The organism is Butyrivibrio sp. X503, assembly GCF_003625475.1.
Taxonomy (GTDB): domain Bacteria; phylum Bacillota; class Clostridia; order Lachnospirales; family Lachnospiraceae; genus Butyrivibrio.
The window spans coordinates 362,950-385,478 of the sequence record NZ_RAIQ01000001.1 but is presented as its reverse complement, the minus strand read 5'-3'; the positions used below and the strand labels follow the sequence as shown (position 1 = coordinate 385,478).

Annotated in this window: 18 protein-coding genes, 1 tRNA gene and 1 riboswitch; of the genes, 9 read left to right on the top strand and 10 right to left on the bottom strand. The window is 42.5% G+C overall.

What is annotated here, in order from left to right:
* Positions 1 to 46: 46 nt before the first annotated feature.
* The 3 genes from D6853_RS01665 to D6853_RS01655 all read right to left on the bottom strand — a co-directional run bounded on the left by D6853_RS01665 (position 47) and on the right by D6853_RS01655 (position 4,498).
* Complete coding sequence (locus tag D6853_RS01665; protein ID WP_120656073.1) at positions 47 to 1,420, bottom strand: MATE family efflux transporter; 1,374 nt, start codon at positions 1,418 to 1,420, stop codon at positions 47 to 49.
* 108 nt (positions 1,421 to 1,528) lie between these two features.
* Positions 1,529 to 1,609: transfer RNA gene (locus D6853_RS01660), tRNA-Leu, on the bottom strand.
* Between the two features lie 78 nt (positions 1,610 to 1,687).
* Complete coding sequence (locus D6853_RS01655; RefSeq protein WP_120656072.1) at positions 1,688 to 4,498, bottom strand: transglycosylase domain-containing protein; 2,811 nt, start codon at positions 4,496 to 4,498, stop codon at positions 1,688 to 1,690.
* Between the two features lie 99 nt (positions 4,499 to 4,597).
* On the opposite strand from D6853_RS01655, the gene D6853_RS01650 reads away from it, so the two are divergent.
* Positions 4,598 to 5,230 carry a YigZ family protein gene (locus tag D6853_RS01650; protein WP_120656071.1) on the top strand — a complete coding sequence of 211 codons (633 nt, stop codon included), beginning with the start codon at positions 4,598 to 4,600 and terminating at the stop codon, positions 5,228 to 5,230.
* Between the two features lie 54 nt (positions 5,231 to 5,284).
* Here D6853_RS01650 and typA read toward each other — a convergent pair whose 3' ends face one another.
* Entirely contained in the window at positions 5,285 to 7,123 is a 1,839-nt protein-coding gene (gene typA, locus D6853_RS01645; protein WP_120656070.1) for a translational GTPase TypA, read from the bottom strand.
* Between the two features lie 131 nt (positions 7,124 to 7,254).
* Positions 7,255 to 7,428, top strand: a riboswitch (Lysine riboswitch).
* Positions 7,429 to 7,534: 106 nt separating this feature from the next.
* Between typA and dapA the strand changes: the two genes are divergently transcribed.
* The 3 genes from dapA to hisA are packed head-to-tail and all read left to right on the top strand — an operon-like array spanning position 7,535 to position 9,986.
* On the top strand, positions 7,535 to 8,419 hold the full coding sequence (gene dapA, locus D6853_RS01640; RefSeq protein WP_120656069.1) for a 4-hydroxy-tetrahydrodipicolinate synthase: 885 nt from the start codon (positions 7,535 to 7,537) through the stop codon (positions 8,417 to 8,419).
* A gap of 26 nt (positions 8,420 to 8,445) precedes the next feature.
* A complete protein-coding gene (dapB, locus tag D6853_RS01635; protein WP_120656068.1) occupies positions 8,446 to 9,201 on the top strand; it encodes a 4-hydroxy-tetrahydrodipicolinate reductase in 756 nt (251 codons plus the stop codon).
* An 11-nt stretch (positions 9,202 to 9,212) separates the two neighbouring features.
* A complete protein-coding gene (hisA, locus tag D6853_RS01630) occupies positions 9,213 to 9,986 on the top strand; it encodes a phosphoribosylformimino-5-aminoimidazole carboxamide ribotide isomerase (RefSeq protein WP_120656067.1) in 774 nt (257 codons plus the stop codon).
* A 181-nt stretch (positions 9,987 to 10,167) separates the two neighbouring features.
* Here the strand turns inward: hisA and D6853_RS01625 are convergent, their stop codons facing one another.
* Positions 10,168 to 10,368, bottom strand: coding sequence for a cold-shock protein (locus D6853_RS01625; RefSeq protein ID WP_013281837.1), 201 nt, complete (start codon positions 10,366 to 10,368; stop codon positions 10,168 to 10,170).
* Between the two features lie 213 nt (positions 10,369 to 10,581).
* Between D6853_RS01625 and D6853_RS01620 the strand changes: the two genes are divergently transcribed.
* The gene (locus D6853_RS01620) at positions 10,582 to 10,869 is read left to right on the top strand and encodes a YerC/YecD family TrpR-related protein (RefSeq protein WP_092244037.1); all 288 of its coding nucleotides are present in this window, start codon (positions 10,582 to 10,584) and stop codon (positions 10,867 to 10,869) included.
* Between the two features lie 63 nt (positions 10,870 to 10,932).
* Here D6853_RS01620 and D6853_RS01615 read toward each other — a convergent pair whose 3' ends face one another.
* From D6853_RS01615 to D6853_RS01605, 3 genes are all read right to left on the bottom strand, one after another.
* On the bottom strand, positions 10,933 to 11,403 hold the full coding sequence (locus tag D6853_RS01615; RefSeq protein ID WP_158588637.1) for a bactofilin family protein: 471 nt from the start codon (positions 11,401 to 11,403) through the stop codon (positions 10,933 to 10,935).
* Positions 11,404 to 11,420: 17 nt separating this feature from the next.
* A complete protein-coding gene (locus D6853_RS01610) occupies positions 11,421 to 12,203 on the bottom strand; it encodes a murein hydrolase activator EnvC family protein (protein ID WP_120656065.1) in 783 nt (260 codons plus the stop codon).
* A 191-nt stretch (positions 12,204 to 12,394) separates the two neighbouring features.
* Complete coding sequence (locus D6853_RS01605; RefSeq protein WP_120656064.1) at positions 12,395 to 14,848, bottom strand: GH36-type glycosyl hydrolase domain-containing protein; 2,454 nt, start codon at positions 14,846 to 14,848, stop codon at positions 12,395 to 12,397.
* A 387-nt stretch (positions 14,849 to 15,235) separates the two neighbouring features.
* Between D6853_RS01605 and D6853_RS01600 the strand changes: the two genes are divergently transcribed.
* From D6853_RS01600 to D6853_RS01585, 4 genes are all read left to right on the top strand, one after another.
* Positions 15,236 to 16,261, top strand: coding sequence for a LacI family DNA-binding transcriptional regulator (locus tag D6853_RS01600; RefSeq protein WP_120656063.1), 1,026 nt, complete (start codon positions 15,236 to 15,238; stop codon positions 16,259 to 16,261).
* A gap of 75 nt (positions 16,262 to 16,336) precedes the next feature.
* Positions 16,337 to 17,752, top strand: a complete 1,416-nt coding sequence (locus D6853_RS01595; RefSeq protein WP_120656062.1) for a carbohydrate ABC transporter substrate-binding protein — start codon at positions 16,337 to 16,339, stop codon at positions 17,750 to 17,752.
* Between the two features lie 102 nt (positions 17,753 to 17,854).
* Positions 17,855 to 18,763 (top strand): carbohydrate ABC transporter permease, encoded by a 909-nt coding sequence (locus D6853_RS01590; protein WP_120656061.1) that lies wholly within the window; start codon positions 17,855 to 17,857, stop codon positions 18,761 to 18,763.
* Between the two features lie 16 nt (positions 18,764 to 18,779).
* Positions 18,780 to 19,658, top strand: coding sequence for a carbohydrate ABC transporter permease (locus D6853_RS01585; RefSeq protein ID WP_243108267.1), 879 nt, complete (start codon positions 18,780 to 18,782; stop codon positions 19,656 to 19,658).
* Between the two features lie 137 nt (positions 19,659 to 19,795).
* On the opposite strand, the gene D6853_RS01580 is transcribed toward D6853_RS01585, so the two are convergent.
* Both D6853_RS01580 and D6853_RS01575 read right to left on the bottom strand, forming a co-directional pair.
* Positions 19,796 to 20,731, bottom strand: a complete 936-nt coding sequence (locus D6853_RS01580; protein ID WP_120656060.1) for a UbiA prenyltransferase family protein — start codon at positions 20,729 to 20,731, stop codon at positions 19,796 to 19,798.
* Positions 20,732 to 20,750: 19 nt separating this feature from the next.
* Positions 20,751 to 22,475 carry a DUF6044 family protein gene (locus tag D6853_RS01575; RefSeq protein WP_120656059.1) on the bottom strand — a complete coding sequence of 575 codons (1,725 nt, stop codon included), beginning with the start codon at positions 22,473 to 22,475 and terminating at the stop codon, positions 20,751 to 20,753.
* Positions 22,476 to 22,529 lie beyond the last annotated feature (54 nt).

Below are 22,529 nucleotides of genomic sequence, written 5' to 3'. Positions count from 1 at the left end.
AGCACTAACTACTTTATGACTTAAATATCTCAGTTTTTGCGCTTCTTTAAGCTGCGTTCTTGATGCGCTTTTTTGTGAAATACAGGTAGTAAATAAGGAACAGTATCGAAGTTACGATCCACGTTATGGGATAGCTTGCTTCGACCGTCTCAACCGTCTTGAAGATAGGGAACGCGGTGAGGATCCAAATAACTCTGAGAGCGCATATTCCGCTGAGTGTAATTATCATTGGAATCAGTGCCGAACCCATGGCTCTTAGCACGCCCGAAAAGATCTCTACGGATATGTAAGTTACATAGAAAGGAACAAGGAATCTGACCATCTGTATTCCAATCCTGATGACTTCGGCGCTGTCTTTGATAAATATCCTAAGCAGTATTTCACTGTAAAAATACATAACCGTACTGAGCGGTATGGTTATAAGAAGAGCAATGACAAAGGCGTAACCCGTGCTCTTTTTTACGCGGTCGTATTTACCGGCTCCGAAATTCTGTCCGGCAAAGGTTGTGACGGAAGTTCCGATCGCATTTACAGCCATCCAGAATACGACATCGATCTTGCCGTAAGCAGCCCACGCTGCGGTATAATCGATTCCGAGTTTGTTGATCGAAGTCTGTATAAGTGCATTTGAGAAAGTGTACATTGTCGACTGAATGCCTGCCGGAAGCCCTATCCTGATTATCTTGGTAAACATTTGCCTGTCAAAGCGGATCTTGTGTAGAGTCAGCTTATATATATCCTTGCTTCTTATGAGCATTATTACCACAATAACGGCGCTAAGGAGCTGACATAGTATGGTTGCAACAGCTACACCGATAACGCCCATTTTAACGCTCATATAGCCCATTTTAAGGACAACCACAAAGAAAAGATCCAAGCCGACGTTTGTAAAGCAGCTGATAATAAGAACTATCAGAGGTCTTTTGGAATCACCGACTGCTCTTAAGATGCCCGCACCCATGTTGTAAACCAGGTTCGCGGTCATACCCAGGAAAAAGATCCTAAGATAAGTGATAGATGGATCTTTGATCCTCTCAGCTGTTTTCATGATAGAAATTACATGAGGGGTAATGGTAAAACCGATAACAGTTATAAAGACTCCTCCTGCCAGAGCGATAGCGATGGCGGTATGAACGGCTTTTTCAACCTCTTTTTCCTGCTTGGCGCCGAAAAACTGTGCTATGACAACGGTTGCTCCCGATGACAAGCCCATAAAAAAGCCGACGAATATATTTACGATAGTGGCAGCGGAACCTCCGACTGCGGCAAGACCGTCTGCGCCGACTACGTTACCGACTATAACGGCGTCAACTGTATTGTAAAATTGTTGAAAAAAAGCGCCAACCAAAAGGGTGACGAAATAGACAAGCATCCCTTTGAAAATAGGGCCTTGAGTTATCCTGTTGTTATTTTGATCCATGATGCATTCCCCTCAAAAAACACTGAACATTTATATATATAAGCATACATCCGCTTGCCGTTTTTGCGCTACAAAAAAGTGGAAAGCTGTATATGCTTTCCACTTAGCTGCGGATGACAGGACTTGAACCTGCACGTCGGAGACACTAGAACCTAAATCTAGCGCGTCTGCCAATTCCGCCACATCCGCTCATTGTCGCCCTTGCGGGCGACAACATATTTGATTATACATAGATTGAACTATGTTTGCAACTGAAATTAAAGCTTTTTAGTTACCTGCGGCAACATCCTCAGAGATAGGAGGCGGTGTAGGTCCGGGCGGTGCCGGAGGTGCGGGAAGACCTGCATTTGGATCTCCGCCTGCCGGAGGTGCCTGTCCTTCGGCTGCTGCAGCTGCAGCGGCTTCTGCGGCTCTTCGCTCCATTTCGGCTCTTTCTCCCGCAAGTATACCTTCTATTCCATCCTGTTGCATGAACTCAACTGTATGGTGACAGGTATTTGGAACGGTAACGGTATTACCTTCTTCGTCAGTTGTTGTTGTATATGAGGAGTTTGGATCAACTCCGTTTACATACAGAGCAGCTGCTTCCGCAGGAGGTGCGGGATGTGTTGAACATACACCCTGCGTTTTGAAAGGACACCACTCTGAAGCGGGACGACCGTCAAATGCGCAGACCTCACCCTGATAGTGTACGTCACATGTCTCTGTGGGTTCTGTGCCCTCTACAAAAATCTCGCTCTTGAGTGTTCCGTCGCAAACTCCTTCAATAGGAAGCTTACCCGATTCAGAACAAATTGTTCTGGTAACCAAACCGGATGAAGGCTGAGGGAATTCTGAAGAAGGAAGACCTTCATGAATCTTTTCCATTACAGCTCTCCACATCGTCTTTGAGAAGTTCTTCTCATCGCTGGTTTTAAGCTTTTCGTTATTATCAAAACCGGTCCAGGTTGTTGCTGTGTAGTAATTGGTGTATCCGGCAAACCATACGTCGTTATAATCGGATGTTGTACCTGTCTTACCTGCAATAGGAGTTGTTCCGAAATTAACGGATGAACCTGTTCCTCCGGATCCCGTTACAACGTCTTTCATCGCACTTGTAAGTACAAATGCGGCTGCTTCCGATATTACCTCTCTTGTCTCAGGTTCCTCATTATCAATAAGAACACTTCCGTCGTAATCCAAAACTTTGGTGTAAAGCTTGGGCTTAATATATACACCGCCGTTGGCAATGGTAGCATAACCTGCGTTTAGCTCGGAATTGTAAACACCGTTTGTAAGTCCTCCGAGGGCGGTAGCCAGATGAATATCGTTTACACCCTTGTCGCCCTTATAGCCTTCTTCACCAACCAGCGTTGTGAATCCCAGCTTTTGGAGATATTCATATCCAAGCTCGGGAGTTACTACTGCAAACATCTGAACGGTAGGTACGTTGGCAGATCTTGTGATTGCTCGTCTTGCTGTATACCATTCGCCGTTTGAACTTCCCCACCAGTCTCTTACAACTTTACCGCCTTTACCGTAAGATATGGGAACATCCTGGAATACGGAGGCAAGTGTTATCTTGCCGCTGTCGATACCGGGAAGGTACGTTGACATGATCTTAAATGTAGATCCGGGCTGTCTGGGAGAAGCGGTAGCTCTGTTAAAGGCTCTGTTATCAGTCTTTTCACCTCTTCCTCCGACTAAAGCAACAATATGACCTGTATGCTGGTCCTCGACAGTAATTGAAACCTGAGGCTGAGGAATTTTTCTTACATAGGGATCTCCGACAAGTTCTTCACCCTCGCCGACGATGGCATCAATATAATAATCTGCGCATTCCTGAGCTTCATCGGGAGAATTGAACAGTCTGTTAAATGCCTTGCTGGTATAAGGCGTGTCGTTGTTTTCATCCTTAAAGTAATTCTGCATCATTTCAGAACTGTAATTCTGTATGGATCCGTCAGCCTTCTTAACGGTAACAGCAACGTTAAGAAGATATTTGGTTCCGGCAGGATATAACTCTTCGTTTTCATATACTTCATCACAAATTTTCTGTATACGAGGGTCCTGTGTTGAAATAACCTTAACACCGCCACTGTACAGTTTGGCAGTTGCCTGCTCCTTAGTCATTCCAAGCTTTTCCTGGAAATCTTTAAGAAGCTGATCGATAAGGGCGTCATCAAACCAGGAATTTACAGCGTTATCCTCGTTGTTCTCGCTGTTGACGGCCTGGATACGTGAGTATACATCATCAGCCATTGCTTCGTCATACTCAACCTGAGTGATATATCCCTGCTCAAGCATCTTATTAAGAACAATCTTTCTTCTTGTCTGGTTGTTATCCGGGTTAGATATAGGATTGTATCTTGTAGGTGCGGAAGTGATGGCAGCGATAACCGCGCACTCCGAGAGATTAAGTTCATCGGCGTGCTTGTTGAAATATCTGCGGGAAGCAGCTTCAACACCAAGAGTATTCTGTCCAAGGTTGATGGTATTTAAGTATTCGGTAAGTATTTCTTCCTTGCTATGTTCTTTTTCAATCTGGATAGCAAGGTACTGCTCCTGAATCTTACGTTTAACCTTCTGGAGGAGATTGGTCTCGGTAACCCAACCTTCAAACGCGTTATTCTTAATGAGCTGCTGGGTTATTGTACTGGCACCCTGCGAAGCGTTACCTGAGGAGAGGAACTTAAAGCCGGCACGGATAATACCATGAATATCGATACCGTTATGCTCGTAGAATCTTTCATCCTCGATTGCAACAAAGGCATGAGCAAGAGTGTCTGTAATTTGATCCTGTCCTATAGGGATTCTGTTGGCATCCTTGGCTACAAGCTTATTTGTCTGATTACCTTCGATGTCAACGATATAGGAGGCCATTCCCTTGGGAGACATATCAATTTCTTCAACGGGCTTAGCGGTGTCTTTAATTCCGTTAAACACACCTATTCCCGCACTTACTCCTATTACGCCAAGTCCTATTACAAATGCCAGAAGAAAACAAAATCCAAAAAGTCCGAACTTGTTTCCCCATCTATTGGTACCTGAACTTATGGCCTTAGCCTGGTTCACGATACCTCTCTTTCCATAGTTCATATTTAAACCTCTCTGTTTAATCCAATTTAACTTGGTAATTATAACATGAAATCCATATATAATAAAGAAATGACGAGAAATATGGTATACTAAAGTCCTATGAGCGAGATAAAATCCTATAAAATCATAACTAAAGACGGCACAGGAGAGATCGTTGAAAAGAAATCGCGATTCATAGCTCACGTATTCGGAGTTAAGTCGGTTTCCGAAGCGGAAGAGAAAATTGCCGAGATTTCCAAGAAGTATTGGGACGCACGTCACAACTGCTACGCCTATGTTATAGGAAAGAACAGTGAGAACACGAGATGCAGTGATAACGGAGAACCTTCGGGAACTGCGGGTAAACCCATCCTTGAAGTGATTACGGGTGCAGGCCTGACGGATACGCTTATTATCGTGACGAGATATTTCGGAGGAGTTCTTCTTGGAACGGGCGGACTTGTAAGAGCCTACACTCAGGCGGCGCAAGCCGGGATCGCTGCTTCGGAAGTGGGAGAGATGATCTACTCACAGCTTCTTACTTTGGAAGTTGACTACAATATGATCAATAACGTTCAGTACTATCTTACGCAGAACGATATCAAGATAAATGAGCCGAGATATGCCGAAAACGTACAGTACGATATCTGTGTAAAAGAAGAGGATGCGGATAGGATCAAAGACGGCCTCACGCAGAAGTGCGAAGGACGAATAAAGATAACAGAAGGAAATAAAGGCTACTATATCTTCTGAAAAGATGAATATAAAAAACACGTGGAAGTATCAAACTTTCCACGTGTTTTATTTTTACTGTTGTTTGTTTTTGAAACCGGCTCTTTTTCTCAGAGTAGGATCGAGGATTCTCTTACGAATACGAAGGCTTGTGGGTGTAACCTCCAAAAGCTCGTCGTTATCAATAAACTCGATTGCCTGCTCAAGAGACATGATCTTAGGCGGAACAAGACGAAGAGCTTCATCCGATGAAGAAGTTCTTGTATTGGTAAGGTGCTTGGTCTTACATACGTTAACTTCAACGTCCTCGGTCTTTCCGCTGGTACCGATTACCATTCCGGAGTAAACCTTGTCGCCTGTCTTTATGAAGAGCTGTCCTCTGTCCTGAGCATTGAAAAGACCGTATGCTGTAGCCGTGCCTGTTTCGAATGCGATAAGAGAACCTGTTTTTCTGTAGTTCATATCTCCCTTGTAAGGAGCGTATCCGTCAAAAATAGTATTGATGATACCGTTACCCTTGGTGTCGGTCATGAATTCGCCTCTATAACCGATAAGTCCGCGAGAAGGAATGTTGAACTCGATACGAGTGTATCCGCCGTTTCCTGCACCCATGTTTACAAGCTCACCTTTTCTTTCGCCGAGCTTCTGGATAACGCTTCCCGAGAACTCGTCGGGAACATCGATGTAGCATTTTTCCATAGGCTCAAGCTTTTTGCCGTTTTCATCTGTGTGATAGATAACCTCAGCCTTACTTACAGCAAACTCAAAGCCTTCTCGTCTCATTGTCTCAATAAGAACGGAAAGATGAAGTTCACCACGTCCCGAAACCTTGAAGGTCTCTGTTGTATCTGTGTCTTCGACACGAAGTGAAACGTCGGTGTTAAGCTCTTTATATAATCTGTCACGAAGGTGACGTGATGTAACGTATTTACCTTCCTGTCCCGCAAGAGGAGAGTCGTTTACTATAAAGTTCATTGAAATAGTAGGCTCTGAGATCTTCTGGAAAGGAATGGCGATCTGATTGTCAACAGAGCAAAGTGTATCACCGATCTTGAGATCTTCGATACCTGAGATGGCAACGATTGAACCGATCTTGGCTTCCTGAACTTCAACTCTTCCGAGTCCGTCGTACTCATAGAGCTTACTGATCTTGGTCTTAATACGTCTCTCGGGCTCGTGGTGGTTAACGACAACAACTTCCTGGTTAACCTTAACAACGCCGTTATCTACCTTACCTACACCGATACGTCCAACGTACTCATTGTAGTCGATGGTGCTGATAAGAACCTGTGTGCTCGCCTCGGGATCACCCACGGGAGCGGGAATGTAGTTGATGATTGTATCAAGAAGCGGCTTCATATCTGTGCCCTGCTCGTCGACACTAAGTGAAGATGTTCCGGCCTTGGCTGATGCAAATACGAAAGGACAGTCAAGCTGGTTGTCGTCAGCGCCAAGGTCCATAAGAAGCTCAAGAACCTCATCGATAACTTCGTTGGGACGAGCCTCGGGACGGTCGATCTTGTTGATACATACGATAACGGGAAGTCCAAGGTCCATGGCCTTACCAAGAACGAACTTAGTCTGGGGCATGGGTCCCTCAAAAGCATCAACAACAAGGATAACGCCGTTAACCATCTTAAGTACACGCTCAACCTCTCCGCCGAAATCAGCGTGGCCGGGAGTGTCGATGATATTGATCTTGATATCTTTATATGAAATAGCTGTATTCTTGGACATGATGGTAATTCCACGTTCTCTCTCGATATCGCCGGAATCCATAACTCTTTCCACAACGTCCTGACCTGTACGGAAAACACCGCTCTGCTTCAAAAGACCGTCTACGAGTGTGGTCTTACCGTGGTCAACGTGGGCGATAATTGCAACGTTTCTTACATCATTTCTCGTTTGCTTCATAAATAACTCCTTTATATAAGAAAAAAACATATCGTTTACTTTTCAAACTAAAAAAGTATAACACGCGTTTTTTTCATATTCAACTATAATTTGTTGACATGGCTAGGCAGTGGGTGTAGTATGAGTTAAGCAAGTTAGATAGAGGTTGCGTGTTTTATCAGTAGCTTTGCCGATGTGTCAGGAGCAGGAGACGCTAAGCGAAAGGAGAATACGCCGAAAGGGTCGGTGACCTGATAACCGAGGCCTTGGGTATGCAGTTAAGAGCTGCATAACTGTCATCATTAGGATGGGGCGCTATCAACATTTTTCTTTTATTATCAAAAGAGATTATGTTACCGACTCATTCTGAGTCGGTTTTTTTATCTAAACACGGATAAAAGCGTTCAGAACCTAGCCAAGAAGGAGGATTATATGGCTATATTTAAGGGAGCCGGAGTTGCTATCGCAACACCATTTAAAGACAACGGAGAAGTAAATTACGAGGAGTTTGGAAAACTCATTGAGTTCCAGATCGAGAACGGAACAGATGCCATCATCGTATGCGGAACTACAGGTGAATCCGCAACAATGACAGAAGAAGAGCATATGGACGTTATCAAGTATTGTATCGACAAGGTTGCTAAGAGAATACCTGTTATTGCCGGAACAGGTTCCAATTGCACTGAGACAGCTATCAATCTTTCTAAGCTTGCTCAGGAATACGGCGCTGACGGACTTCTTGTTGTTACACCCTACTACAACAAGGCAACTCAGAACGGACTTATCGCACACTTCACAGCTATTGCCAATGCTGTTGATATTCCTATTATTCTTTATAACGTACCCAGCAGAACGGGATGCAACATTCTTCCCGAGACAGCTGTTAAGCTTTGCAAGGAGAACAAGAACATCGTCGGTATCAAAGATGCTACAGGTAATATCTCTCAGACGACCAAGATGATGATGCTTGCTGAGGGATGCATCGATCTCTATTCCGGAGAGGATGATGAGATCGTTCCTATCATGGCAGTAGGCGGAAAGGGTGTTATCTCTGTTCTTTCAAACATCGCACCCAGACAGACTCACGAGATCTGCGCAAAGTGCTTTGAGGGTGATTATGAGACAGCAAGAGAGCTCCAGTTCAAGGCTTATCCTCTTGTGAAAGCTCTTTTCTCTGAGGTTAATCCCATTCCCGTTAAGAGCGCACTTAAGCTCATCGGCTTCAATGCAGGATCTCTTCGCCTTCCTCTTACAGATATGGAGCCCGAGAATGCCCGGAAGCTCAAAGCTGAGATGAAGAAATACGGACTTATCTGATTATTATTTAAGGAAGGAATACTGATATGACCAAGATGATCATGCACGGCTGCAACGGCCGTATGGGTCGAGTTATCATCGACCTTGTCAAAGAAGATAATGATATAGAAGTAGTTGCCGGAATAGATGCTTTTGGTGAGAATAATTACGAATTCCCTACATTCAAGAGCCTTTCCGATTGCAACGTGGACTGTGATGTTATCGTAGATTTTTCCAATGCCTCAGCAGTTGACGGACTTCTTGATTACTGCGTAGCTAAGAACGTGCCGGTTGTTCTGTGTTCAACGGGTCTTTCCGATGCACAGCTTTCCAAGGTAAAAGAGAGTTCGGCTAAGGTTGCTGTCCTTAAATCGGCAAACATGTCTGTTGGAATCAACGCTCTTCTTAAGGTGCTCAGCGAGGTATCTCCTTTGTTTGCGGCAGCAGGCTTTGATATTGAGATAGTAGAGAAACACCACAACCAGAAGCTCGATTCGCCCAGTGGAACAGCTCTTGCACTTGCAGACAGCATCAACGAGTCTCTTTCCAATGAGTATGATTACGTATATGACAGAAGTCAGAGAAGAGAGAAGAGACCCAAGAAGGAGATAGGAATCTCTGCTGTCAGAGGTGGTACTATTGTAGGTGATCATGATGTTATTTTTGCGGGTCACGATGAGGTAGTAACTCTTTCTCACAGAGCATATTCAAGAGCGGTATTTGGAAAGGGCGCCATTGAGGCTGCCAAGTTCCTTGCAGGAAAGCCTGCCGGAATGTATGATATGGCAGATGTACTTGCGTAAGGAGTTTAGATATGAAATTCAGACCTTGTATTGATATTCATAACGGAAAAGTGAAGCAGATAGTGGGAAGCAGTCTCAGAGATGAAAAAGATTCAGCTTCCGAGAACTACGTATCAAGCAAGGATGCCGTTTTTTATGCGAGAATGTACAAAGAACACGGCCTTACCGGAGGACATATTATCCTTCTTAATCCCGTGGGAAGTCCATTTTATAACAACACCAAGAAGCAGGCTGTTGAAGCGCTTAAAGCATGCCCCGGAACTCTTCAGATAGGCGGCGGAATAAACGCAGACAATGCTTCCGAATTTATAGACGTCGGAGCTACGCATGTGATAGTTACTTCCTATGTATTCAAGAACGGCAAGATCAGCTATACCAATCTCAAGAAGCTGGTTAAAGCCGTAGGAAAAGAAAGAATAGTTCTTGATCTTTCATGCAAGATATCAAACGGTAAGTATTATATAGTTACCGACAGATGGCAGAAGCTTACTGATGTTGAGTTGTGCTCAGATACGCTTGATGAGCTTTCGCAGTACTGTGATGAGTTTCTTGTTCATGCTGCCGATGTTGAAGGCAAGCAGAACGGCATAGAAGAGAACGTGGCAAAGGTTCTAGGAGAGTGGAGCAAGATTCCAATCACTTATGCAGGCGGAGCCAAGAGTATTGCTGATATTAAGAAGCTTAAGAAGATAGGAAAGGGTAAGGTCGATGTTACTGTCGGCAGTGCACTTGAGATCTTTGGAGGCAAGCTTAAGCTTAATGATGTTATGGATGCCTGCAAGTAATTATTGTATTTTACTTGAAGAATTGAACATATCAAGATAAATAATGACAACGCAAAAGAGCCATCCGACATATGTCGGATGGCTCTGATGATTAATCATTGTTACAATCTTGCGAATTCAAAATATATCTATTTTAAATAAGGCACTTTGTAGTCTGATTAATTAAGCTTTAAATCTCGAATTAAAGCTTGTTTACGTTTACGGCCTGAGGTCCCTTTTCACCCTGGATTACATCATACTCTACAGAAGCGCCTTCCTCAAGAGACTTGAAACCTTCCATGTTGAGTCCTGAATAATGTACGAATACATCATTTCCAGCCTCGTCTGAGATGAAACCGTAACCCTTCTGGTTGTTGAACCACTTAACAGTACCTTTGTTCATTGTAATACCTCCACATAAAAATAAAAAAATAATCGTTCAGTTGTCTATGACAACAAATTTATAATATCAAACATATGTACAAAAGTAAAGCGTATAATATAAATCTTCCCCTATTTACTTTAAAAGTTTAGAGTGATAAAATATTTATGTGTGAAAGTTTTATTAACGTAATATAGTTAATTTCACAAACCAAATTTGGAGGAAACGGCAGATATGAATAAAAAAATCAGAACAGATGCAGTGGATCACCTGTTTGACGCAATCTTATGCCTAAAGAATAAAGAGGAATGTTATAGCTTTTTTGAAGACTTGTGTACAGTAAACGAGCTTTTGTCCCTTTCTCAGAGATTTGAAGTTGCTTCTATGCTTAGAGAGCATAAGACATATCTTGAGATCGCAGACAAGACCGGTGCTTCAACAGCTACTATCAGCAGAGTCAATCGTTCGCTTAATTACGGCGATGACGGATATGAGCTGGTATTTGGAAGATTGCAGGATTGATTAAATAATTAACGCCGCTGTGGATGTACTCCATAGCGGCGTTTATGTTATATGCTTTTATCTTTATTTATTCTCTTTATCCTTATCATCTGAAGAATTTTCATCAGATGATTCTTTATCGGAAGCCATTCTTTCTTTTGCGATCTCGGCAGAGCTCTTGTCGAGGCCTGTCATATCACATCTTCCCTGGAAGATAGCATTCTCATCAATTATGATGCTCTTGCAAGAGATATCACCGATAACCTTACCTGTATCACTGATCTCAACCTTGCCCTGCGGTGCGGATACATTTCCGTTGATCTCACCTGCAACATAGATATTTACGCCGGAAGCCGTTCCGTTGATCTTGCCATCCTGTCCGACTATGAGTGCGCCGCTTATTGTAACGTTACCCTTGATCGTTCCATCAATTCTTGTAGAGTCCTTTGTGGTAAGCGGACCGTCGATCACAGCACCGGGACCGATTATGGTTCCAACCTGTTCAAGTAATGTGCTCTCGGGTATGTCAGTTTCTTTTTTTGAGTTTCCAAACATTCGTAAATCCTCCATTTTTAACCGTTTATCTCTATGAGCTCCTCAGGGTTTATATAAGTATCATCCTTCTGGATCTGATAACCCAGCTTGGTATTGTTGCCGTCCACAACAAATAATATATCGCCTCTGTCCACTTCATCGCCTTCTGAAACAATGGGAGTGCCCGAATTGCGATAGATTGAAATATATCCGTTGCCGTGATCTATGGATACATAATTGCCGAATTTGGCATCTGATGTGACGCTCTGCACCGTTCCTGTTCCTGCTGCAATAATGTTGCTACCGGATGCAGCTGAGAAAAGAACTAATGGATTGCCTTCCTCTTCGGAATTTCTGTCATCAACCTTGGTGATGTTTGTAGAATTAACATCATCCACAGCATAGTCTATGTTCGCTGAACCTGTTAAAGGAAAGCCTGACGGAATGGCATTATTCTCAGCTTCTTCTGCGGATTGCTGCTCGTTCTCAAGTCTCATATTGAGTGCGGCTCTAAGCTGTTGAGCTTCATTTCCGAGAGTTTCATTGGAAGCCGTGAGTTTGACATTCTCTTCCGTAAGAGTTTGTATCTGTGATTTCTGATCGACTTGTATCGATCTGAGATTGGTGATGGTCATTGCGGAAAAAATTATATAGCAGATCAAAATTAGTACTAAGGCAAAGGCAGTATAAGCCAAAACCTGCGTCTGGAAATGGTCTAAGTGGAGACGCTTGGTCGATCCGTCTGAGTCTCCCGAAATAACCATAAAAGTATAATTTCTTCTGTGTCTGTGTTTTCTGGGCTTAGTCATATCTGCGCTCATATTCACCTCCGACTCATAACACCGTATTTTAACATATTTTCACGGGGTAACGCAACTTTTGACCATTTGGCATACGGATTAAAGGCGTAGATAGCGCTTGTTTTAGCACTTTTCGGGTAAAAGAATACCCCGCCGGATTTATGAGACCCGGCAGGGCAATATGTATTAAACAAGAAGTGTAGTATGTAAAATTAACCCATGATTGCTTCTACAGTGTATTCCTTAACGCTCTCATCGTAAGGGATGATGTTTCCTTCAATCTCTTTACCGTTTACAACGAGCTTCTTGATGCCCTTCTCGGCACCGTTCTGCTTAACACTGATGTTGTATGTTGCACCACGGTATTTTCTTGTGAGTGAGAAATCACCAAAATCAGCAGGTACACAAGGATTGATTGAAAGACCGTTGTGTGTGGGATATACGCCAAGGATATACTGTGATATGTTGACGAATGTCCAAGCTGCTGTTCCTGTAAGCCAGCTGTTCTTACCCTGACCGAAGAACTTAGCGTCCTTACCTGCAACCATCTGTGAATATACATAAGGCTCTGTGCAGTGGATCTCACTGATATCTTCAATGTATGCAGGGCATGTCTTCTTGTAGATCTCAAATGCTCTGTTACCGTGTCCGAGAACTGTCTCGGCAATTGATACCCAAGGATTGTTGTGGCAGAAGATACCACCGTTCTCTTTATATCCGGGTGGATATGAGCTGACTTCTCCGAGTTCAAGGTGATACTTGGTATAAGCAGGCTGGAAGATCATTACACCATACTTGGTATCAAGTCTTTCCTCAACGCTCTTAAGAGCCTTGGCTGCGAGACCTTCTTCAACACCGATTCCTGCAAGTACGCAGAAGCCCTGGGGCTCGATGTAGATCTGTCCTTCTTCACATTCCTTTGAACCAACCTTGTTGGAATATGCATCATAAGCTCTGACGAACCATTCGCCATCCCATCCGGCTGTGCATGTTGCGTCATAAACCTTCTTAACTTCTTCACGAGCTCTTGCAGCCTCGGCGTTGTCACCAAGAAGTTCAGCGAGCTGAGCATACTCTTCACCGTACTTAACGAACATTCCTGCGATGAATACAGATTCAGCAACAGGACCTTCTGAAGGACCGAATGTCTGGAAAGACTCTCCGGGATGCTCTGAGAAGCAGTTGAGGTTCAGGCAGTCGTTCCAATCGGCACGTCCGATAAGAGGAAGACCGTGAGGGCCCTTGTGAGTAGCTGTGAAGTTGAATGAGCACTTAAGGTGCTCCATAAGTGTCTTGGCAACACTCATATCGTTATCGAAAGGAACCATCTCTTTAAGGATAGAGAGGTCACCTGTTTCTCTTATATATGCACTTGTACCTGCGATGAGCCATAAAGGATCGTCGTTGAAGCCTGAACCGATGTCGGAGTTACCCTTCTTGGTAAGAGGCTGGTACTGATGATATGCGCTACCATCCTGGAACTGAGTTGAAGCGATATCAATGATACGCTGTCTTGCTCTGTCGGGAATGAGGTGAACGAATCCGAGAAGATCCTGGCAAGAATCTCTGAATCCCATTCCACGTCCGATTCCTGACTCATAGTAAGAAGCGGAACGTGACATGTTGAAGGTTACCATACACTGATACTGGTTCCAGATATTAACCATACGATCAACCTTCTCGTTAGAAGAAGATACATGGTAAATAGTAAGGAGGTTCTTCCAGTAATCATTGAGCTCTTTAAGAGCCTTGTCTACAGCTTCAACAGTCTTGTAATTGTCAAGCATCTCGAATGCACGCTTCTTGTTGATCACGCCGGGAGCTTCCCATTTCTCTTCCTGAGGATTCTCAATGTATCCGAGAGTGAAGATGAATGTCTTGGACTCGCCTGGAGCAAGCTCGATATTGATCTGCTGTGATGCGATGGGAGACCATCCGCTTGCGATTGAACCTGTGCACTTGCCGTCAGCTACTACGTCAGGGCTGTCGGGACCGTTGTATGCACCAAGGAAAGCGTCTCTGCTTGTATCAAAACCGTCAACCTTGGAGTTGACACCGTATACGGCGTAGTGGTTTCTACGCTCTCTGTACTCTGTCTTGTGGAAGATTGCCGAACCGCCGTCAACAACTTCTACTTCACCGATGCTGAGGTTACGCTGGAAGTTCTTCATGTCGTCGTCTGCGTTCCAGAGACACCATTCTACATAAGAGAAAAGAGAAAGCTTAGCAGCTGTGCTCTTGTTGTTGGTAATAGTGATCTTGGAAACTTCGCAGTTATCGTTCATGGGAACAAATGTAAGGAGCTCAGCCTTAACGTCGTTCTTGGTTGAAGTGAATTTACTGTATCCAAGACCGTGACGGCACTCATATGAATCGAGCGCTGTCTTGACAGGCTGCCATCCGGGATTCCAGATAACTTCATTTGCAGAATCGGTCGTATCCTTAATATAGAAGTATTTACCGTTGTTGTCATAAGGAACATTGTTGTAACGATATCTTGTAAGTCTTAAAAGTTTAGCATCCTTAAAGAAAGTATATCCACCGCATGTGTTGGATATAAGTGTAAAGAACTCCTTGTTGCCGAGGTAATTGATCCAAGGAAGAGGAGTTTTGGGCGTTGTGATGACGTATTCACAAGCCTGATCGTCAAAAAATCCGTATTTCATACTACCCTCCAGTTAACTTAAACGTTTTCGGAAATATATACGCACATTATATATGGTAATTTACAGTAATGCAACAATAAATTTTATAAATGTACAGGCTTAAAAGCCGCGTAAATACTGGATGAATAAAAAAGAGATGCTGCAAGGCCACCAGCAGTGGGGGCTTGGAGAGGATTATACGAAAACGTTTAATCAAAATCTCTATAAAACACGGGGTATAGAAAATAAAACCCGTAAATTTATATAAAAATTAAAAAGAAATTTTGGTAGAAACAGACAAAAATGTGTAAGATGCACAAAAAATCAAACCCCTGATATTGCTTTTGATGGGAAAATGATGTATATTGATTTCACGAAAACGATTAAGTACAGAGACGGGAAATTGATATGGCTAAAAGGAAAGTATCATTAAAGGACATATCCATAGCCTGCGGGGTGTCGGTTGCGACTGTTTCGAAAGCACTTAATGATCATCATGACATCGGTCAGGAAACTAAGGAACATATAAGACAAGTTGCCGAGAGCTTGGGATATCGTCCCAACGCTGCAGCACAGGCTCTTAAGACGAACAGGACCAACAACATCGGAGTTTTGTTTGTGGATGAGGCCAACAGTGGTCTCACACATGATTACTTTAATCACGTTCTTAACAGCTTTAAGAATACGGCCGAGGAGAATGGTTTTGACATTACCTTCATTAATGGAGGCAAGGCCAGGATCAACAACATGTCATATTTGTCTCATGCAATTTACAGAGGCTTTGACGGAGTGGTGATCGCTTGTGTCGATTTCTTTGATCCCGAAGTTGATGAACTGGTTAAGAGCAGTATTCCCGTTGTCACTATCGACCATATCTTCTATAACAGGATAGCGGTCATATCGGATAACGTTAACGGCATGAGAGAGCTTACCGAATATGTATGCAGTCAGGGACACAAGAAGATAGCGTATGTAAGAGGTGTTGAGTCATCCGTTACACAAAGCAGACTTGCAAGCTTTTATAAGACACTGCAGGAACACGGAATAGATATTCCCGATGAATATGTGGTTATCGCACCGTATCGTGATACGGATGCAGCTTATGAAGCTACCAATAAATTATTGAATCTGCAGGATCCTCCGACATGTATTTTTTACCCGGATGATTTTGCTGCGCTCGGTGGTATCAATGCCATCAGAGAAAGGGGACTTAAGATTCCCGATGATGTATCCGTTGTAGGATATGACGGACTTGAGATTTCAAGTCGCCTCACTCCCAAGATGACAACTATTGTTCAGGACAGTGAGAAGATAGGAAAGATCGCAGCAACCAAGCTGATAGATCTTATAAATAATCCCAAGGGAACGCTGATAGAACAGATTGTTGTCAAGGGAACACTTGAACCGGGTGCATCGGTCAAGAAACTTAATTAAGTTTTAAGACGGCGGATAGCTGTTTTAAATACATACAATGACAAACTCAAATTAAAGAGGGAGGTATTAAAGGTTATGAAGAAGAAATTTCTTAGCGTAGTACTTTCTGCTACTATGGTTGCCGGAATGCTTACAGCATGTGGTAACACAGCAGCTACAGCTCCTACAGAGGCACCTGCAGAGACAGCAGAAGCTACAGACGCAACAGCAGAAACTCCTGCAGCTGATACAACAGCAGTTGCAGCAGATGAGGGAAAGGTACTCAACATTTATTGTTGGAATGACGAGTTCCAGAGAAGAGTTAAGGATCACTATCCGGGATACACTGAGGTAGATGCTACCACAGGTACAATCGGTGATGTAACTGTAAAGTGGAACATTACTCCTAACCAGGACAATGCTTATCAGAACAACCTCGATGAGAACCTTCTCAAGCAGGCTGATGCAGCAGCAGATGATAAGATTGATATATTCCTTGTAGAAGCTGACTATGCACTTAAGTATGTAGATGAAGATGTAACATTACCTGTTGCAGATCTTGGTATCACAGATGCTGATATCGCTGATCAGTACAAGTATACACAGGACGTTATGACAGATTCTAACGGCGTTCTTAAGGGTCTTTCATGGCAGGGATGCCCCGGTGTTCTTATTTACAACCGTGAGGCTGCTAAGGAAGTTCTTGGATCAGATGATCCTGCAGAAGTTCAGAAGGCTGTAGCAGATTGGGATGCATTCTCAAAGACAGCTGCTGAGATGAAGAAGGCTGGATACAGCATGACAGCTACAACAAACGATGCTTATCGTGTATTCTCAAACAACGTATCTGGTAAGTGGGTACAGGATGGCAAGGTTGTTATCGACGAGAACATCATGAAGTGGGTTGAGATGTCTAAGGACATGGCTGACAAGGGTGAGGTTGCTTCAACTTCAGACCTTTGGAGCGAAGACTGGAACAAGGGATTCTATCCTGACGGAAAGGTATTCTGCTACTTTGGACCCGCTTGGATGATCAACTTCTCAATGGCTGCTGACAAGGCAGGCTCAATCGCTAATGCAGGTGGTTGGGGAGCAACTGAGGGACCTCAGGGATTCTTCTGGGGCGGCACATGGATCTGCGCAGCTCAGGGAACAGATAACGCTGGTATCATCGCAGACATCATGAAGGCTCTTACAACAAACAAGGATATCATGCTTGATATCGTTACAGCTGACAGTGATTTCGTAAACAACAAGCCCGCTATGGAAGAGGCAGCAGGCAAGGACGAGTTCGCATTTGATGTACTTGGTGGACAGAATCCTCTTGCTATGTTCGCAAAGGGCGCTGATAGCTGCGATCTTTCAAATCAGTGTGCATACGATCAGGGATGTAACGAAGAGTTCCAGAAGGCTATGAAGAACTACTTCGACGGAAACGCTACTCTTGATGAGGCTCTTGCAGCATTCAAGAAGGCTATCGTTGAGAAGTATCCTGACGTAACAGCAGAGTAATTTATAGATCAGTAATGATCTAATCAGATATTTCTTATTAGAGGGTATTAGCGGGGCGCATTAGGGTTAGTGCGCCCCATATATTAAGAAAAGGGAGCGCTTATGAAGAAAACAAGCAAAGTAGTTAAATACAATAAGTGGGGATATATTTTCCTGATACCTTTTATTGTAATATATTTGGTTTTTCAGATGATACCCTTAGTAACAACTATTTATAATTCATTCTTTGAAAACTATCGTTCAGGTCTTAAGATTATCGGACCTAATTTTGTTGGCATTCAGAATTTCATAACAATTATTACAAACGGAGATCTTCCGACTTACTTTAAGAACACAATGATCATGTGGATCATGGGATTTGTTCCTCAGATTGTGATTTCACTTATTCTTGGTGCATGGTTTACAGATCCATCACTTAGATTAAAGGGACAGGCATTCTTTAAGACAGTTATGTACCTTCCCAACCTTATCATGGCATCGGCTTTTGCTATGTTGTTCTTTACTTTATTTTCACTTTCAGGACCTATCAATTCCATTCTTTTACAGATTGGAGTGATCAAGGAAGCATACCAGTTTATGGCTCATGTATGGTCAGTTCGTTGGCTTGTAGCATTCATGAACTGTATCATGTGGTTTGGTAATACGACAATTCTTCTGATGGCCGGTATGATGGGTATTGATCCCTCGCTTTTTGAAGCAGCACAGGTTGACGGTGCTACGGCTACTCAGATTTTCTATAAGATCACATTGCCACTTCTTAAACCTATTCTTATTTATGTTATGATCACATCTCTTATCGGCGGATTGCAGATGTTTGATGTTCCTCAGATCTTAACTAACGGAACAGGTGATCCTATGAGATCATCTATGACACTGATAATGTATTTGAACAAACACTTATTTAGTAAGAACTATGGACTTGGCGGAGCGCTTTCCGTATTTATGTTCATTATCACAGGTATACTTAGTCTTATAGTGTTTAAGTTCACCAATTCCGGCGAGAAGAATTGAGATAAGGAGAGAGAATATGGCGAACAATCAGAATAATTATATGATGAGTACGGAAAGTAACGGTGTTTCCGTGCATGCAAGAAGAGTTCTTGCATATACAGTACTTGTTTTGGTATCGTTTTTGTGTCTGTTCTGGTTTTACCTTCTTTTTATAAATTCAACCAGATCAAATGCAGAGCTTACAAGGGGATTTACACCTTTCCCGAGTAATTATTTGAAAACAAACTGGATAAATCTTAAAAATGGTACTTTACCAATCTTCTCAGGTATGGTAAACTCATTAATCGTGGCAGCTCTTACAGCAGCTCTTGCTACTTATTTTTCGACAATGACTGCTTATGCTATCCACGCTTACGAATTTAAATTGAAAAAATTCATGTTTACATTTATACTAATGGTAATGATGATACCAACTCAGGTAACTGCTCTTGGATTCATCCAGCTCATTGGTAAAATGGGACTTGACGATAAGTTTACACCTCTTATCGTTCCTGCAATTGCTTCACCTGCAGTATTTTTCTATATGAAGCAGTACATGGATTCAGTTCTTCCACTTTCACTTGTTGAGGCGGCAAGAATTGACGGATCAGGTGAGCTCAGAACCTTCAATTCAATAGTAGTTCCTCTTATGAAACCTGCTATTGCGGTTCAGGCAATCTTTAGTTTTGTAACAAGCTGGAATAACTACTTTACTCCGGCACTTGTATTACATACAGATAGCAAGAAGACACTTCCTATCCTTATAGCTCAGCTGCGTAGTGCTGATTGGCTTAAGTTTGATATGGGACAGGTTTATGTAATGATTGCATTTTCCATATTTCCTGTTATAATTGTTTATCTGATACTATCCAGATATATCGTCGGTGGTCTTACACTCGGCGGTGTCAAGGGATAATTGAATTTGTTATTTACTCTTCTTCTTCCGTGGTAACACGGGAGGAGATACTCTTTCCTTTTATAAGCGTTAAGAAAGGCCGTGGTATTTCCCCATACCACGGTCTTTCGCTTGCTTAAAAATATGTTGTTGAAGAATTATTCAATCGGGATGCTTACAAGGGCATTAGACGTGAGGATATGTAGAAATTCAACGTCTATGAATGTAAATATGATAAATACAATGAGCATAATAAGCAGAATAAACATTAGTTTTTTCTCTTTATAGAGCTTTTCGGGGCGTTGAACAGCCGAATCAGGGTCCAGTGACATGGCTGTATAATACGAATAAAGTAGGAATACAAAGGGCATACACAGTAAATACTCAATGCGATACTTTATCAGGAAAACTCCCAGGCAAAACGTTGATACAAGTGCATAGAACAGTGCGGAAGTAAGCAATTTCTTTTCTGTGTAATGAATAAATGAACGTCTGTATAAGCCTGCTGTTTCCGGGTTTCCGATCATCCGATACTCCGCAAAACGCTTGGTTGCCATCAAAAAGGCTCCTGTCATCCAATATCCAATAAGAATACTTGAAGGAGGTACGGATGAAGCTGTTATCACGAACCAGCCCATAAGAAGTCTGAGCATATTGTTGACTGATTCCGATAAAACATCGAAATAAGGGATGTCTTTTGTCCTGAAGGGCTTTACGTTATATAGAACTCCCATGACCAGCAAAACGGCGCTTGTAACGGTGAAGGGTAGGTTTATCAAAAGCGAAAGGCTTATTCCTATTATTATAAGCAGAAAGTATTCGAGCAGAACTATGCTAAGCTTCATGTTTGTAGTGACAACCGGCCGATTTTTCTTGGTGGGATGGAACTTGTCGAACGGAGCGTCCAGCCATTCGTTTATAACATAGTTGGCACTGGCTATCATGCATGTCGCAAGGAAGGCTGTAACAAGCTTTATTAGGTTGATATCGGCGGGAGAATGCTTCGTAAGAAGCACGGCTATTATTGTTCCCGGCAAAATAAACAGATTTTTTATCCAGTGATCGGGTCTTGCTATTTTAATGTAATTCTTCATTTTCATTTTTCTCCGAATATTAAATTTCATAAACCCATATGCTATATGGTGATGAATCGTTTTTATATTTTCCTATCAGGCTTGCATTCAGCTCTTTTGCGTTGGATATTTCTATCCTTGAAAAGATATATTTGCCGCCCAGTGCTTTCATCGAAGAGGTATCGATCAGAAGGCGTTTGTCATCGGGATCTTTGGTTCGCTCGGGATTCCAGATACTTTCTACACTTCCTGAGAAGATATATGCTCTTGCGCCCCATTCGTCATAGTATTTTCTGGCTTCTTTCGATTCGTTCAGCGCCGGTTCTATTACCTTCCTAAAAGAGTTTTTATAGGACTGGTAGTAGTAGCTTAGGCAGCCGTCTAGTGTGGAGATTGAATTGTAAGAAAGTACGGCGGGATGGAACCCGTAAGCTATGCTGTATTCTCCGCTATAGCCAATGTCTTTTTTTATCTCCGTAAAGAGGTCTTCCGAGAAGAATTCACCGTAAGAGAGTGTCTCGGATTTTTCGTGTTTAACAAGCTGCCAGGCGTTGACGTACAGCGTGTTAAAAAAGTCATTGTAAAGAGATTGAACACATAAGACGGAGATAAGGGTAAAAGCGGTCAGTGTTACGGCAAATTTCTTCTTTTTGTCATCGATCAACCTTTTTATAACGATAAATACTTCCAGATACCATAAGAAAGGGTTGAAGAACAAAGTTCTGTTAAATTGCCAGCCTTTAAGCGGAGGAACTATTTTTTCAAATAGGGTACGCACAAAATAGCTGTTGTAAAGGCCGTAAACAGTGCAATTAAAGAGTATAAACAAAAGGACGAGATTAAACGGATCTTTAATAAGCTGCTTTAATTCTTTGTTTTTTATATGTAGAAAGTTGATCACAAAGAAAGCTGCTATTGTGACCGGCAAAGCAAAGAATCTGTGCAGGTCGTCGCAGTGGAACATATTGTTTACGAAAACATCCCCGATAGTTGACAGTATTTCAGGTAGCGTAGCATTATCGACAACCATCGTATCTCGTATTGTCGCCTGCCCGGATGTGAAAATGATAAGGAAAAGTCTGTATTCAATGAGAATATAGCTTGCCGCAAGTATGAAAACGGAGGATAAGAGCGGCAGAGATATCCTTTTTGAAACAATCGATCTGTATATAAAATAAATAAATATATATCCTAAAATAAAAGGTCCAAAGAAAGTAAAGTAAGACAGGGTGGGGTATAGGAATAAAAGTACGTAATATAGTTTTCCTTCACGTCCTTCGATTTTTCTTATGAGCCACACAAGAAGCGGAATTGATGAAAAAGAAAAAGAGAAGGCGGGATACAGCGGCAAAAGGCCATAGATAAAGCTAAACAGAACAACAGCCTTATCGTACTTTTTGTATGAAGCTTTGAGGATGTCTTTTCCTAGAAGAATTCCCGAAAACAGAGCTATCAGGATCTTTATAAAGTGTCCGGCGATATATGCCGTATAAGTCGGCAACGCGGCGTGAATTAAGGAATAAAGATAGAATTCCGAAAGGAGGAAATTTCTGTCTATTCCGCCAAGAAGAGGTATTGTCTGTCCGTGGGAAAAGAACGCATGGTTATCCCTAAGAAGTTTGTAATCCGTGATATGTATATCAAGATTGTCGTGGACACCTATGTAAGTTCCCATCTCTCCGACACAGAGAAAGGTAATAAACTCCGCGAGCAAGATTCCTATAACAATGATGAAATGCCAATTTTTTTTAAAATAATCTCTCATAATTCTCCCAATAAAAAAACGGCAGAATATGAAAAACAGACATCTGAAGATGCC

What these genes read in the sequence shown, in the direction of transcription:
- D6853_RS01600 (WP_120656063.1), top strand. Translation starts at nt 15,236, where the DNA reads ATGGCTAAAAGGAAAGTATCATTAAAGGACATATCCATAGCCTGCGGG.
- D6853_RS01655 (WP_120656072.1), bottom strand. Translation starts at nt 4,498, where the DNA reads ATGAACTATGGAAAGAGAGGTATCGTGAACCAGGCTAAGGCCATAAGT.
- D6853_RS01580 (WP_120656060.1), bottom strand. Translation starts at nt 20,731, where the DNA reads ATGAAGAATTACATTAAAATAGCAAGACCCGATCACTGGATAAAAAAT.
- D6853_RS01615 (WP_158588637.1), bottom strand. Translation starts at nt 11,403, where the DNA reads ATGTTTGGAAACTCAAAAAAAGAAACTGACATACCCGAGAGCACATTA.
- D6853_RS01665 (WP_120656073.1), bottom strand. Translation starts at nt 1,420, where the DNA reads ATGGATCAAAATAACAACAGGATAACTCAAGGCCCTATTTTCAAAGGG.
- D6853_RS01650 (WP_120656071.1), top strand. Translation starts at nt 4,598, where the DNA reads ATGAGCGAGATAAAATCCTATAAAATCATAACTAAAGACGGCACAGGA.
- D6853_RS01585 (WP_243108267.1), top strand. Translation starts at nt 18,780, where the DNA reads ATGGCGAACAATCAGAATAATTATATGATGAGTACGGAAAGTAACGGT.
- D6853_RS01625 (WP_013281837.1), bottom strand. Translation starts at nt 10,368, where the DNA reads ATGAACAAAGGTACTGTTAAGTGGTTCAACAACCAGAAGGGTTACGGT.
- D6853_RS01595 (WP_120656062.1), top strand. Translation starts at nt 16,337, where the DNA reads ATGAAGAAGAAATTTCTTAGCGTAGTACTTTCTGCTACTATGGTTGCC.
- dapB (WP_120656068.1), top strand. Translation starts at nt 8,446, where the DNA reads ATGACCAAGATGATCATGCACGGCTGCAACGGCCGTATGGGTCGAGTT.
- D6853_RS01610 (WP_120656065.1), bottom strand. Translation starts at nt 12,203, where the DNA reads ATGAGCGCAGATATGACTAAGCCCAGAAAACACAGACACAGAAGAAAT.
- typA (WP_120656070.1), bottom strand. Translation starts at nt 7,123, where the DNA reads ATGAAGCAAACGAGAAATGATGTAAGAAACGTTGCAATTATCGCCCAC.
- hisA (WP_120656067.1), top strand. Translation starts at nt 9,213, where the DNA reads ATGAAATTCAGACCTTGTATTGATATTCATAACGGAAAAGTGAAGCAG.
- D6853_RS01575 (WP_120656059.1), bottom strand. Translation starts at nt 22,475, where the DNA reads ATGAGAGATTATTTTAAAAAAAATTGGCATTTCATCATTGTTATAGGA.
- D6853_RS01605 (WP_120656064.1), bottom strand. Translation starts at nt 14,848, where the DNA reads ATGAAATACGGATTTTTTGACGATCAGGCTTGTGAATACGTCATCACA.
- D6853_RS01620 (WP_092244037.1), top strand. Translation starts at nt 10,582, where the DNA reads ATGAATAAAAAAATCAGAACAGATGCAGTGGATCACCTGTTTGACGCA.
- D6853_RS01590 (WP_120656061.1), top strand. Translation starts at nt 17,855, where the DNA reads ATGAAGAAAACAAGCAAAGTAGTTAAATACAATAAGTGGGGATATATT.
- dapA (WP_120656069.1), top strand. Translation starts at nt 7,535, where the DNA reads ATGGCTATATTTAAGGGAGCCGGAGTTGCTATCGCAACACCATTTAAA.